Source organism: Commensalibacter papalotli (ex Botero et al. 2024) (genome assembly GCF_947179115.1).
GTDB lineage: Bacteria > Pseudomonadota > Alphaproteobacteria > Acetobacterales > Acetobacteraceae > Commensalibacter > Commensalibacter papalotli.
The window spans coordinates 165,337-178,931 of record NZ_CAMXCI010000005.1 but is presented as its reverse complement, the minus strand read 5'-3'; the positions used below and the strand labels follow the sequence as shown (position 1 = coordinate 178,931).

General features: G+C 38.3%; 16 protein-coding genes. 15 read left to right on the top strand and 1 reads right to left on the bottom strand.

Features of this window, described 5'->3' with window-relative positions; genetic code table 11:
* Positions 1-15: 15 nt before the first annotated feature.
* The 10 genes from QMN76_RS09775 to QMN76_RS09730 all read left to right on the top strand — a co-directional run bounded on the left by QMN76_RS09775 (position 16) and on the right by QMN76_RS09730 (position 4,372).
* Positions 16-234, top strand: coding sequence for a hypothetical protein (locus QMN76_RS09775; RefSeq protein ID WP_282024586.1), 219 nt, complete (start codon positions 16-18; stop codon positions 232-234).
* Positions 231-1,064 (top strand): hypothetical protein, encoded by an 834-nt coding sequence (locus QMN76_RS09770; RefSeq protein WP_282024596.1) that lies wholly within the window; start codon positions 231-233, stop codon positions 1,062-1,064. The genes QMN76_RS09775 and QMN76_RS09770 overlap by 4 nt, the downstream gene beginning before the upstream one ends.
* Positions 1,065-1,092: 28 nt before the next feature.
* On the top strand, positions 1,093-1,287 hold the full coding sequence (locus QMN76_RS09765; protein WP_282024594.1) for a hypothetical protein: 195 nt from the start codon (positions 1,093-1,095) through the stop codon (positions 1,285-1,287).
* Complete coding sequence (locus QMN76_RS09760) at positions 1,284-1,625, top strand: hypothetical protein (RefSeq protein ID WP_282024592.1); 342 nt, start codon at positions 1,284-1,286, stop codon at positions 1,623-1,625. The genes QMN76_RS09765 and QMN76_RS09760 overlap by 4 nt, the downstream gene beginning before the upstream one ends.
* On the top strand, positions 1,618-2,049 hold the full coding sequence (locus QMN76_RS09755; RefSeq protein ID WP_282066003.1) for a hypothetical protein: 432 nt from the start codon (positions 1,618-1,620) through the stop codon (positions 2,047-2,049). The genes QMN76_RS09760 and QMN76_RS09755 overlap by 8 nt, the downstream gene beginning before the upstream one ends.
* Positions 2,050-2,077: 28 nt before the next feature.
* A complete protein-coding gene (locus tag QMN76_RS09750) occupies positions 2,078-2,296 on the top strand; it encodes a hypothetical protein (protein ID WP_282024586.1) in 219 nt (72 codons plus the stop codon).
* Entirely contained in the window at positions 2,293-3,066 is a 774-nt protein-coding gene (locus QMN76_RS09745) for a hypothetical protein (protein ID WP_282024585.1), read from the top strand. Before QMN76_RS09750 ends, QMN76_RS09745 begins: the two co-directional genes overlap by 4 nt.
* A 68-nt stretch (positions 3,067-3,134) precedes the next feature.
* The gene (locus QMN76_RS09740; protein ID WP_282024584.1) at positions 3,135-3,305 is read left to right on the top strand and encodes a hypothetical protein; all 171 of its coding nucleotides are present in this window, start codon (positions 3,135-3,137) and stop codon (positions 3,303-3,305) included.
* Positions 3,302-4,135, top strand: a complete 834-nt coding sequence (locus tag QMN76_RS09735; RefSeq protein ID WP_282024582.1) for a hypothetical protein — start codon at positions 3,302-3,304, stop codon at positions 4,133-4,135. Before QMN76_RS09740 ends, QMN76_RS09735 begins: the two co-directional genes overlap by 4 nt.
* Before the next feature lie 36 nt (positions 4,136-4,171).
* The gene (locus tag QMN76_RS09730) at positions 4,172-4,372 is read left to right on the top strand and encodes a hypothetical protein (protein WP_282024580.1); all 201 of its coding nucleotides are present in this window, start codon (positions 4,172-4,174) and stop codon (positions 4,370-4,372) included.
* Here QMN76_RS09730 and QMN76_RS09725 read toward each other — a convergent pair.
* Entirely contained in the window at positions 4,367-4,927 is a 561-nt protein-coding gene (locus QMN76_RS09725; RefSeq protein WP_282024578.1) for a recombinase family protein, read from the bottom strand. The two genes, QMN76_RS09730 and QMN76_RS09725, sit on opposite strands and share 6 nt — an antisense overlap.
* Before the next feature lie 241 nt (positions 4,928-5,168).
* Between QMN76_RS09725 and QMN76_RS09720 the strand changes: the two genes are divergently transcribed.
* From QMN76_RS09720 to QMN76_RS09700, 5 genes are all read left to right on the top strand, one after another.
* Positions 5,169-9,725, top strand: a complete 4,557-nt coding sequence (locus QMN76_RS09720; protein ID WP_282024576.1) for a beta strand repeat-containing protein — start codon at positions 5,169-5,171, stop codon at positions 9,723-9,725.
* A 49-nt stretch (positions 9,726-9,774) separates the two neighbouring features.
* Positions 9,775-10,497: a hypothetical protein gene (locus QMN76_RS09715; RefSeq protein WP_282066002.1), complete on the top strand. Its 723-nt coding sequence runs from the start codon at positions 9,775-9,777 to the stop codon at positions 10,495-10,497.
* Positions 10,498-10,625: 128 nt separating this feature from the next.
* Positions 10,626-10,994 (top strand): hypothetical protein, encoded by a 369-nt coding sequence (locus QMN76_RS09710; protein ID WP_282024574.1) that lies wholly within the window; start codon positions 10,626-10,628, stop codon positions 10,992-10,994.
* A gap of 15 nt (positions 10,995-11,009) precedes the next feature.
* On the top strand, positions 11,010-11,741 hold the full coding sequence (locus QMN76_RS09705) for a hypothetical protein (protein ID WP_034340662.1): 732 nt from the start codon (positions 11,010-11,012) through the stop codon (positions 11,739-11,741).
* Between the two features lie 187 nt (positions 11,742-11,928).
* Entirely contained in the window at positions 11,929-13,458 is a 1,530-nt protein-coding gene (locus tag QMN76_RS09700; RefSeq protein WP_282024571.1) for a calcium-binding protein, read from the top strand.
* Positions 13,459-13,595 lie beyond the last annotated feature (137 nt).

Genomic DNA, 13,595 nt, shown 5'->3' with positions numbered 1-13,595 from the left:
GATGATCAGACGGATTTGAATAAGCTGGGGTCGAGTATCATTAAAGATGGGATTATTGGTGGTATGGGGGCTTTGGCTGGCATATTAACAGGGGGTAATATCGCCATTGATACTGCCACAGGCGGGCTAACAGGTCTAACCATGAAACCGCCTGCTTTAAAAAAGAAAGAAGATCCAAAAGCTAAAGCCGCTGATAAGAAAAATATTCCAGCACAAACAGGGGATAAAAAATGAAAAACTATTCTTTAATAGCTATACTCACTTTATGTTTAGGGTTAACTGCTTGCGGCCCTGATATATTCTATATTCCCATCGATAATAAATTAGGTAGTGCTCAACCACTGTCTAAAACAGAAGATACGATTAGAGTAATCGTGCCAGAGAGAATTACTCAATACGTTGCCAAAGCTCGCAGTGATGATTCCGATTGGTTAGAAGCTACTAATACGGGATTGTATATAGGATTAGCAAAACTCAGTACAGAAGAAAATTTTCAAGCATTAGGGTATCAATTAACGGATACAGGTCGACTGTCAGGGGGGGGGGGGGCATCTAAATCTATAAAATGGTTAGATAGTCAAGGTAATTCACAAGAAGCAACAACAAAAGGTGGAAAACCCAATGTAATAGCGATGGTGGATTCTGGTGTATTAAAGACGTATGATAAAACCTATACATGGCAGGTTCCTATTTCTACAGATCCCATCACGGGGCAACCCAATATGTGGGATACACAAGGACAAACCGTAACCATGAACCTCATCTATTACAAAATCAAAATCGTCAGACCGATTGGCAAAGATAATCCCCTTTTTACATGTAATAACTCGTCTCTTAGCACAAATTTTTGCACATATTCACAAGATAATCCCTCTACTTATGAAACAATTTTTGAGGGGTATGGTACAATGAATACTAACGCTAAAATGCAAGCTTATATAGAAAACCATTTATCTTCATCAGTTTTATATCAATATCCTACCTTACTAGGTAAAAAACGGATTTTTCAAATCAGCCAGCCTTTTTTTGAAGTAACCAAAGTCACTGACGCTCCCACAAACTAAACCCCTGAAATATGATGATCAGACGGATTTGAATAAGCTGGGGTCGAGTATTATTAAAGATGGGATTATTGGTGGCATGGGAGCTTTGGCTGGCATATTAACAGGGGGGAATATCGCCATTGATACTGCCACAGGCGGGCTAACAGGCTTAACCATGAAACCGCCTGCTTTAAAAAAGAAAGAAGATCCCAAAGTTAAAACAGATACAGGAGGCAAAAAATGAAACTCTATTCTCTAGGAACAATACTTACTTTGTGTTTGGGATTAAGCGCTTGTGGTCCAAATATCTTTTATATTCCCGTTGATAATACATTAGGAAGCGCAAAGCCTCTTTCTAAAACAGATGACACGATTAGAGTCATCGTTCCAGAGAAACTTACACAATATGTCGCGAAAGCACGTGCTGCTGGTGCTGGATGGTTAAATGATGCTATGATTGCTAAATATATATTAATAGCTAAGGTAAATACCGAAAGAAAATTACAGGCATTAGGCTACAAATTTGTAGATACAGGCTTCCATGCAGGGGGGGGGGCATCCCAATGTGATAGCGATGGTTGATTCTGGAGTATTAAAGACGTATGATAAAACCTATACATGGCAGGTGCCGATTGCCAGTGATCCCAATACAGGACAACCAACCATGTGGGATACTAAGGGCCAAACCGTAACCATGCATCTGATTTATTACAAAATAAAAATCGTCAGACCGATTGGCAAAGATAACCCCCTTTTTACCTGTAATAACTCGTCTCTTAGCACGAACCTATGTGTTTACTCCCAAGACAATCCCTTTACTTATGAAACGATTTTTGAAGGGTATGGCACAATGGATACTAACGTGCGAGACTCTGCTTATATAGAAGATCACCTTACATCCTCAGTTTTATATCACTATCCTACCTTATTGGGTAAAAAGCGGGTCTTTCAAATCAGTCAGCCTTTTTTTGAGGTAACCAAAGTCACTGACGCTCCTACAAACTAAACCTCCGAAATATGATGATCAGACGGATTTGAATAAGCTGGGGTCGAGTATTATTAAAGATGGGATTATTGGTGGTATGGGGGCCTTGGCTGGCATATTAACAGGGGGGAATATCGCCATTGATACTGCCACAGGCGGGCTAACAGGTCTAACCATGAAACCTCCTGCTTTAAAAAAGAAAGAGGATCCAAAAGCTAAAGCTGCTGATAAGAAAAATATTCCAGCACAAACAGGGGATAAAAAATGAAAAACTATTCTTTAATAGCTGTACTCACTTTATGTTTAGGGCTAACTGCTTGTGGCCCTGATATATTCTATATTCCTATCGATAATAAATTAGGTAGTGCTCAACCACTGTCTAAAACAGAAGATACTATTCGAGTAATCGTGCCAGAGAGAATTACTCAATACGTTGCCAAAGCTCGCAGTGATGATTCCGATTGGTCAAAAGCAACAGATACTACTCTTTATATAGGTTTAGCAAAGATTAAAACGGATGATGTTTTAACCGAGCAAGGATATAAACTGGTTGGCGCTGGGGTTAATGGTGGAGCAGAGGGGCATCCTAATGTGATAGCGATGGTGGATTCTGGTGTATTAAAGACGTATGATAAAACCTATACATGGCAGGTTCCTATTTCTACAGATCCCATCACGGGGCAACCCAATATGTGGGATACACAAGGACAAACCGTAACCATGAACCTCATCTATTACAAAATCAAAATCGTCAGACCGATTGGCAAAGATAACCTTCTTTTTACCTGTAATAATTCTTCTTTAACTGCCAACCTATGTGTTTACTCCCAAGATAATCCCTCTACTTATGAAACAATTTTTGAGGGGTATGGTACAATGGATACCAATGCCCGTGATCCTGCTTATATAGAAGATCATTTGGCATCATCAGTTTTATATCAATATCCTACCCTTTTAGGCAAAAAGCGTGTCTATCAAATTAGTCAAATATATCCACAAGTGACCAAAGTCACGGATGCTCCTGATGATCAGAAATAGCTGTTTATGACCAAAAGGATTTAAATAAGCTGGGGTCGAGTATTATTAAAGATGGGATTATTGGTGGTATGGGGGCTTTGGCTGGCATATTAACAGGGGGGAATATCGCCATTGATACTGCCACAGGCGGGCTAACAGGTCTAACCATGAAACCGCCTGCTTTAAAAAAGAAAGAAGATCCAAAAGCTAAAGCCGCTGATAAGAAAAATACTCCAGCACAAACAGGGGATAAAAAATGAAATTACATACTTTATTACCGATCCTATCTTTATGTTTATGGTTAACTGCTTGTGGTTCTGATGTATTCTATATTCCTATCGATAATAAGCTGGGAAATGCCAAACCATTATCCAAAACTGACGATACCATTAGAGTCATCGTGCCTGAAAAAATTACTCAATATGTAGAAAAAGCTCGCAGTGATGATCCCGATTGGTTGAAAAATGGGAATGCGGCAACGTATATATTAATAGGAAAAGTTGATACAGAAGAACGCTTACAAGCTTTAGGCTATCAATTAACTGATACAGGATTTCATGCAGGGGGGGGGGGAGTATCTAAATCTATCAAATGGTTAGATAGTCAAGGTAATTCACAAGAAGTAATGACAAAAGGTGGAAAACCCAATGTGATAGCGATGGTGGATTCTGGAGTATTAAAGACGTATGATAAAACCTATACATGGCAGGTTCCGATTTCTACAGACCCCACTACGGGGCAACCCAATATGTGGGATACACAAGGACAAACCGTGACCATGAACCTCATCTATTACAAAATTAAAATCGTCAGACCGATTGGCAAAGATAATCCCCTTTTTACATGTAATAACTCGTCTCTTAGCACGAATCTATGTGTTTACTCCCAAGACAATCCCTCTACTTATGAAACGATTTTTGAGGGATATGGCACAATGGATACTAATGCCCGTGATCCTGCCTATATAGAAAACCATTTATCTTCATCAGTTTTATATCAATATCCTACCTTACTAGGTAAAAAACGGATTTTTCAAATCAGCCAGCCTTTTTTTGAAGTAACTAAAGTCACGGATGCTCCTACAAACTAACCCCCGAAATATGATGATCAAACGGATTTGAATAAGTTGGGGTCGAGTATCATTAAAGATGGCATCATTGGGGGCATGGGGGCTTTGGCTGGCATATTAACAGGGGGCAATATCGCCATTGATACTGCCACAGGCGGATTAACAGGTCTAACCATGAAACCACCTGTCATCAAAAGTAAACCTGATTCCAAAGCAAAAACAACAACAACACAAGCAGGAGATAAAACAAGATTATAATTTTAAGTGCCTATATTCTTTCATTACTCTTTGAACAGTTGAAAGACTGATGCTTAAAACTTTTGCTGTTTTTCTATAACTAGCGCCTTCTTTACTCATCGTTTCTATAATGACGCTACGATCAATCGTTTTCCTTCGACCTTTATATTTCCCTGCTTGTTTCGCTTTGGCGATGCCTTCTCTTTGTCGTTCTCTAATAAGACTTCTTTCAAACTCAGCAAAACTTCCTAAGAGTTGGAACATGAGTTTTTTTATAGGGTCTTGATCATTTTTAAATGTTATATTTTCTTTATGAAAATAGATACTAATGCCTTTGGCATTTAAATCATCGACTAATTGGCTTAAATCTTTGAGATTTCTTGCTAGCCTATCAATAGAATGAACATGAATAATATCACCTTCTCTGACATATTCTAACATTGCTTGTAATTGAGGTCTTTGCGTATCAACACCACTAGTTTTATCGATAAAGGTTTTATCTAGTCTAACCTTATCAAGCTGTCTTTCTGTATTTTGATATTCAGAGCTTACCCTTATGTATCCAACGTCACTCATAATCGTCTCGATTGTATTCTTTTAAGTTTAAGATGTTTACCTATTAATATGTATTCTTAAATAAATCAACTTAAATAAATACGAATTTTAACAGTTTTTGTATTTATGGAAATGTATTGCTTTGAGTGTAATCAAGTAAATACAAAATGTTTTATTTAAACTCATTATAATAAAAAATATCTGCAAGCTCTGTGATAAAGGAGTTTGCAGACAGAAAGATATCAATCTATTTAATGACGGTTTGGAAAGTAGTTTAACGTTTACAGTCGCCTGTTTTAATAAAGATTTGTGTCGTCAACTCAATCCAAAAGACACGAGTGATTGGGCCACTCCTGGGTTTAATGCTCATAAGGTTATTGGTGGTGGAGATAGCCGTCGATATGCTTGGGGGTCTACAGCGGTTAATAATGGATTAGGATCAACGATTGTTGCAGGCGAAGATCTGAACGGTGATTTTTCTGGAGAAGTGAATAATACAACGATTATTAAAAATGCTTCTCCAGATGATTTTGCAACGGATAATCGCTCTCCTTCATCAGGAACATATGGTGAGACTACTGGTGGTGATCAAGGTAAAGATGGGTTAACGGGCCCTGGAAATGGTGATTTAAGCAGTAGTGGTTCTGGTTTAAAAACAGTTGATGGAAAAGATAATACATTAGGATATGGTGGGGTTATAGCACCACAAGGTGTTGATCCTGGACTACATGTCACTTTACCAGGTTTTAAAGGATCAGGCTCTACAAGTATTAATGATATTTTATCCTCTTTAACGGGTGGACAAGCACTTTTTAGGCCCAATCCTAATGTTAATGGCGGCAATTCAAGTCTTAATGGCGTAACGAGTGGAGGGATTACTGGTGGAGGTTCCAATACAGGCACTGGTAGTTCGGGAGGAGCATCTAATGTTAGCAATAACACCACTGTTGGCATCGATGGCTCTCCATCCGTTCATTCACCGACTAATTCTGGAGATGTTGTCAGTCAAAATAATCCAACGAATACAGTAACAGGTACAGAGGTTACTGTCCAAAATCCAGTTCAATCAGAAAATATTAATACCTCCTCAGTAAGCTCAAATTCCAATTATTTAATTGAAACACGTCCCCAATATACCTCTGTGAATGAGTTTTATGGCTCACAATATCTATTAAATCGCTTAGATATTAATGGATCTTACATGTTCCTTGGGGATGCTGGGTTTGATACTCAGTATATTCAACAGCAATATATTCAAGCGACAGGGCAAAGTTATCCTGGAGGAACCTATATGACGGCTTCTGATGCGATGAAGACGTTGTTGAATAATGCGAGCACTGAATCTGGTAAACTTGGGTTACAATTTGGTTCAGCTTTAACTTCGGAACAGCAAGCAGCATTGGACGAAGATATTGTATGGTATGTTCCTCAAGTGGTTGATGGGCAAACGGTTTTGGTGCCTCAATTATATTTATCACCTAAAACAGATGTGTTGGCTGGTGCTGCAATTAAAGGGAAAAACGTTAATATTACAGCAGGTTCCATTGCAAATTCAGGGTTGATGGAAGGCACAAATTCGATTGCATTAACGGCTACGAATGGGGATATCAGTAATATTGGTGGAACGATTAAAGGGGGGAATATCTCTTTAAATGCTCAAAATGGATCTGTGATTAATTCGGATACCGTCAATAATTACTTGGTCAATGGTGGTGCGGGATCTTACTTAGGTTCCCAGGGACAAATTCTTGCATCTGGCACGCTTGGTATTCAAGCGAGCGATAGTATTGCGACCCATGGAGGCACAATTCAGTCGGGCTCTGATTTGGCGATGAAAGCAGGAACGATTAATATTGGTTCCATAGAGTTAAATGCAGCAGCATCCAGCGTAACCCATGCGTCTGACGGCACCTTATCTTTTGTGGGCAATCAAACCAAGAATTATGGAACAACAATTACCGCTGGTGGAAATGTATCCTTGCAATCTACTTCTGGGGATTTAACATTATCTGGCAGCACCTTGAATGCTACAGGCAACGTCTCTTTATCTTCTGCGGGTAATATTGGTCTGAACGCCGTCACAGATAGTGGCCTTGATGATGTCAAAGGACATAAATCAGGTGCTTTTAACTCCAGCTCTTTTGAAAATAAATATGCTTATACGAACGAGGTTGGTTCTAAGATTACGTCTGGAGGACAACTAAATGCGACAGCGCAAAATGATATCAGTATTTCTGGTGGATTAACGGCCAAGAATGATGTGAATGTTGTTGCGAAAGAGGGTTCAATTACTGAAAATGCATTAACGTCTACATCAGACAGCTATGATTATCATCATACCAAGAAAACTGGGTTCTTTGGCAATGAAACGGGATTAAGCGCGCAAGTCGGCACGAAGAAAGTAACGGATAAGAATTCTTCCAGTTCGGTTACGCATACAGGCAGTGTAATTACCTCAACCGAGGGCAGTGTGAATATGAGTGCGAATAAAGATATTAATATCAACGGTTCCAATATCTTGACCAAACAAGACATTAACCTGTCAGGTGATAATGTAAACTTTAATACCGTCCAAGACAGCACAAACAGTGATGTATATAAAAAACAAAGTTTCACAGGGCTAAATGTTGGTGCCTCTGGATTAGTTACGGATACATCTAAGGCCGGATTTAATATTACGAATGCAACGGATACACAAGGTCAAGCTTTTGCTACGGCAAGTGGGGCGTATCCTTTAATACAAACAGGCTTAGGTGAAGCAGGTGTTTTAGGGAAAGGCTCTTTAACGAACGTCAATAGTAATTTAATTGGTGTTTCTGCTTCAGTTGGGCATTCTTCTAACAAATCAGATACAAAAGTTGTAACGACTACGGATGTTGGATCGACGGTTGCAGCTGGTGGAAAAGTAAATGTGACAGCGAAGAATGATATTAATGCGACGGCTTCGAATATCAGTGGGAATGATGTGATCTTTAATGCAGGTGGAGACGTTAACCTGAATGCGGGTTACAAAACCAGTGACAGTGAAAAGACCTCATCTCAAAATAGCTTTGGTGTAGGTGCCAGTGCGTCTATTGGAATAAAAGGAACGCCACAGGCCAGCGTAACAGGCAACTTTAATATTACTGATGGAAATTCTACGTCTTCTAGCAAAACAGCAATCGACACTGTTGTGAATGGCACGAATTCTGTTACGATTAATAATAAGAACGGCAGCCTGAACCTCAATGGTGCGCAAATCACCAACAAGAATGCTGACGGCACGGCCAGCGATGGATCAGTTACAATTAATACAGGTAATTTAAACATTACTACCCCACAAAACACATCGAAATATGACAGCACAACGGTCAGTGGTGGGTTAAATGCCTCTGTTCCTATCGTGGGGGATAATTATACGAATATTCAACCTAATGTTGGCTATACTGGTATTCATAATGATTATAAATCAACAGAAGCAACCATGTCTGGCATTTATGCGGGCAAAGGGGGCTTGGATGTGAATGTGTCTGGGACAACAACCATGACAGGGGGTGCGATTACCAGTGCGGCGGATGCGGACAAAAACCAAATCACCACGGGTAATTTAGTTGTCAATTCATTGGATAATAAAGATCAATGGAGCGGCCTGAATGCCAGTGGCAATATGTCTTTTGGTGTTGATTATGGTTTGGGTGATAAAAAACCATCTGAATCCAAACAAACAGTCTTAGCACCAGGGTCTATATTAGGAACAGCCGGTATTCCAGCACTGACATCGAATTCGGTTTCTCATGATCGAACCTCAACCACAGAATCAGCGATTGGGGATAATATCACGATTAATACGGGCTCTACCACGGGAACGCTGTCACGCGATCCAGACAAAGCCAATGGGCATATTGATTCAACCTTTAATGCTGGACAAATCAACAGTGATTTGAGTACACAAAAAACGGTTGGACAGTTAATGGGAAATTATACGAATATGGCGGTTGAAGCGACCGGGCAAAGCGATAATTTCAAAGCTGGCAGTATTGGCAAAGCAGGTCTGGATATGGCCATTGGTGCTGGCACGGCTGCTATGGGTGGGGGTAATATTGGTGCCACGGTTGCGGGTGCTGCGGCAGGGGATGCGATGAATAGCGTCGCAAGCGACCTCGCCCAATCCGCCGCCGATGCCTTGTTCCCTCAGGATAAAACGTTAAAACAGGATCATAAAAAGGGAGTCGAACAAAATGCAGAAGTAGAAACTGATGCTAAAAAACAAAACCCTTTTAATAAGCAAGATCAAGCAATTTTTATTAAAAATAATAAAGTTCCAGTGCAAGATGCAACCACTGACGGAAACAAAATTGTGAATAGTCTAGTGCAAGGATTGTTGACGGGTGGCGCTGGTGCTGCGGCTGGTATAATTACTGGTAACAGTGGGAATATTGGCGTTGATACGGTGAATGGTGCAGCCAGCGCTATGGGGCAATCTCGCCCTAAAGTCGATGATACTGACGTTACTGCTGCGCAGGCTGCACAAAAACCAATCAGAGATAAAAACTATGCAGATGCGGTTAAACAAGCCCAAAATGACTATCAAAATTATACTCGTGATAATCCTTTGTTAAGTTCACCTGAAGTGCAAATGATTGGGAATTCTGGTTTAACTACAAAACCTTCTGGAACGGGTAATACACAGCAACAAAATGTAGGTTCACTTATTAAATTACCAGCGGTAAGTTCTATCACCCCTAAAGAAGTAACTTCCCCATTAGTTAATAGTCCGTTACAATCTGTTGTTAAATTACCAGAAATTATACAAGGGCAAAGTTTAGGAGGTGGGCTATAAAATGTTAAATCGAATAGGACAATTAATAGCGGTATTAGGCATATGTTTCATGATAAGTGGATGTGCTATTTACAATAGCGAATATTACATTCCCGTTGAGAATCAAGCAGGGGATGCACAGCCTTTATCAAAGAATGATGTTATTCGTGTAGCGATAACCCATAATTATTTGGATATCCCTCCTCCTCAACAACCAGGTTGGATGAATTGGGGATATTTTATTGCGGCAAAAAGAGAAACAGAGAAACGTTTACAAAATTTAAATTATGATGTTATAGATGTAGGAGATAATTCTAAGAACGATGGTCATCCAACGGTGATTGCATTGGTTGATTCATCGCCGATAGAGGGTTCTGCAACAACAGAAACACATACATGGGATGCTCCTGTATTTACGGACGATATGGGACGAACAACCTTATCAGAAAAACAAGGGGTAACCATTACTCATAAAGCTTATTATTATAAAGTCAAATTGGTTAGGCCTGAAGGAAAAGATAATCCTCTTTTTACATGTCTAAGCAGTCGAGATAATATGGGGGGTTGTATAGCCCCTGCAAATCCAAGTGGTTATAAAACGATTTATTCTAGTTATGCTACCATATCAACAGATAATGTTAATTATATTACAAATGTTGATCATTTAGTAACTGCAGTATTTTATAATTACCCGAATATGATGGGTAAGAAATGGGTATATTTTACAAATACGGGCTATACTCCTCTTTATGCAACCGATCCCAATGCGCCCAAACCAACAGATAAGAAATAAAAAACTATGACAAGGATAGATATTTTATCTATCCTTTTTTGTTTCTGACGGGAATAAGATTGTGAATAGTGTCGTGCAAGGCTTATTAACCGGCGGAGCGGGTGCTGGTGTTGGAGCGATGACGTCTAGTGGTAGGAAATACGACGGTTGATGCGGTGAACTCTACGACCAGCGCAATGGCACAGTCTCGTCCTGAAGTCAAAGACCCTGATGTCGTTGCTGCTGAAGCTGCGCAAGATCCTATTAGAAAACAGAATTTACTTAATAATTCCCATGCAGCAATAACGGTTGTAACAAATCAAGATAATTATAGTAGTGATGGGGCATTTATGACTGCTTTATATCAAGCATTAAATCCAAGCGATAAGTCAGAACATACGATAACGCAGGCTCAGGCAAATAAAGTTAAAGAGGTGATTGCCAATAAAAGTAATTATAGTTCTGATAATGATTATGCGAATGCGTTGAATAATGCATTTCGGAATGTATCGAAGTAGGTATGGGGATAGAAAATGATTAATAAGATTGGACAATCGTTATTGGGTTTAAGCTTATGTTTTATGGTTAGTGGGTGTCCTTCTATTTACAACAGTGAATATTATATCCCTGTTGATAATCAGGTAGGGGATGCACAACCTTTATCAAAGAATGATATTATTCGGGTAGTTATACCAAGTAATTTTTCTCAAAATTTAGTAAAAGCAAATAGTAATAATATAAATAAAAATGATCAAATGTACATAATGGATGTAGTAATGTACATTGCACTTGCTAAGCACGAAACTGAGAAAAGATTGCAAAATTTAGGATTGAATGTAATTAATACGGGATACCATTCTGGTGGTAATGGCCATCCAACTGTAATTGCCTTGGTTGATTCATCACCGATAGAAGGATCTGAAGAAAGTGAAACGCATACATGGGATGCGCCTGTATTTACGGATGATATGGGACGAACAACCTTATCGGAAAAACAAGGGGTAACCATTAATTATAAAACTTATTATTATAAAGTAAAATTGGTTAGGCCAGAAGGAAAAGGTAATTCCCTTTTTGAGTGTAATAGTAGTAATGAAAGTAGAGACTATTGTATAGCTCCAGCCAATCCTAGTAATTATCAAACGATCTTTACTGGCTATGCAACTTTAACAACCGATAATACAACAACTGGTATTAACGTTTCTCATTTAACAACGGCGGTATTTTATAATTATCCGAATATGATGGGCAAGAAATGGGTGTAATCTAGTAAATACTAGACACTTTATACAAACGGTCATGTCTCAAATTTAGATGATAGTAATTAATCCAATAGACATAAATAGCTCCTAAAAAAATATTTCATTTATATCTACAATAGATTAAGGGATATTATATAAATTCGCGACAAAAGCGCAAATATTGAAAATTTGTATTAAATGGAGGCATAAAATGGATAATAATGATGCAAATGAAAATTATGTTTTTGACCCTGATAGTGAGTCCGTAGATCCTGATCAACCTTTTGAAGTAGGTAGTGATTTTTTTGATAATCCTATTACTAAGGAAGCTTCAGTTAAATTCTTTGGGGATTTGCGAGACTATATAACAAGCGGAAATGTAAAAGATGTAGTTTTAGAACCAAATACACACATAGATGCGAATGAGTTGGATTACACTCCTATCGTTACTATGTATTCCTTTTCTGATTCTCAAAATATTTTTTATTTACCTACTGGAAAATTCCCCCAAGATACAGAATATGCAGAAGTTACTTTAGCTCAAGCTTGGAGTAATGGTATTACTAACATACAAGGTGCTGGCAATAATCCAAATTATGTTAGGATTATAGGAGGGGTTGATTTTAATTATATAGCTGACGGTGAGAGCGGGGAACTTATTAGCAATAATCCTCTTTATTTTTATGGTAGAGGTCTGGATGGTAATACAAGTCACATGGGGAATTGGACGATTTATACAGACGATTTTGTTGATCCAGACACTGGCGAAATATATGATGATGATAGAGATACAATGATTCAAACGACTGATGGTAATAATAAGATTACCACGGGTTATGCTCGCAGTACGATTGATTTAGGTTCTGGAAATAATATTGTTTATTCTCAAGGACATGATACTATTACAAGTTCTAGGGGAGGATATCAAACTGTTACATTAACTGGATCCCAGTCAAAATTAACAATGGGCGGAAATACAACTATTCTTGATATTGGCAACAATAATAACATTTCTGTTGGTAAAAATAGTTCAGTTTATGGGGCGGCATCAGATATAGTTCAATTTGATACAGGGGATATGAATGAATATACTGGTGGGAATAATTCAACTATTTCAGCCACGAATGGGACTGATTTAAAAGTTATTCATGGTTTAGATAATACATATAATATAAATCATAATCTCACTTTTCTAAATGGAAGTGGAAACACGGTTATTAACATCAAAGGAACGCTTGCAGCATTTGGTGCAGGTAGTTCACAATATACTCTAAATGCAGAGAATATTGATAGTACTAGTGGAAGTATATTTGTTGCTAATGAAGGGAATGAAACTCTAGATGCTGCATCTTCAAGTGCTAATTTACAGATTTGGGCAAATACAGTTGCAGGTGCAAATAATCTTTTAGCAAAAGCTGGACAAGGAGATGATACATTAGCTGCTGGGGTAGGAAATGCTACTTTTACTGGTGGTGTAGGTAATAACTTATTTATGTTTACTAAAGAAAGCGTGCAAGATGGGACTACCATTATTACAGACTTCACAAATAATGATAAAATTGCTTTATACAATTATGGTTTAGGTAGTAACGGGTTAACACAAATTTTACAACAATCTCAAAATGATGCAAATGGAAATGCTGTTTTAAAACTCACCAATAATGCTGCCATCGTTATTGAAGGTGTTTCCGTATCTTCTTTAAATACAAATCAATTTGTCGTCGCTGATTTTAGTCACTAAAACGGCTTAATATATAAATCTGCTTTACATTCTTATACAGAATTACGATTGGTTGATCAAATCATTGATGAACCAATCTAAAAATAATTCTTTTATATCTTGATAGCTTAAACAATAACGATAATACCAATTCATCG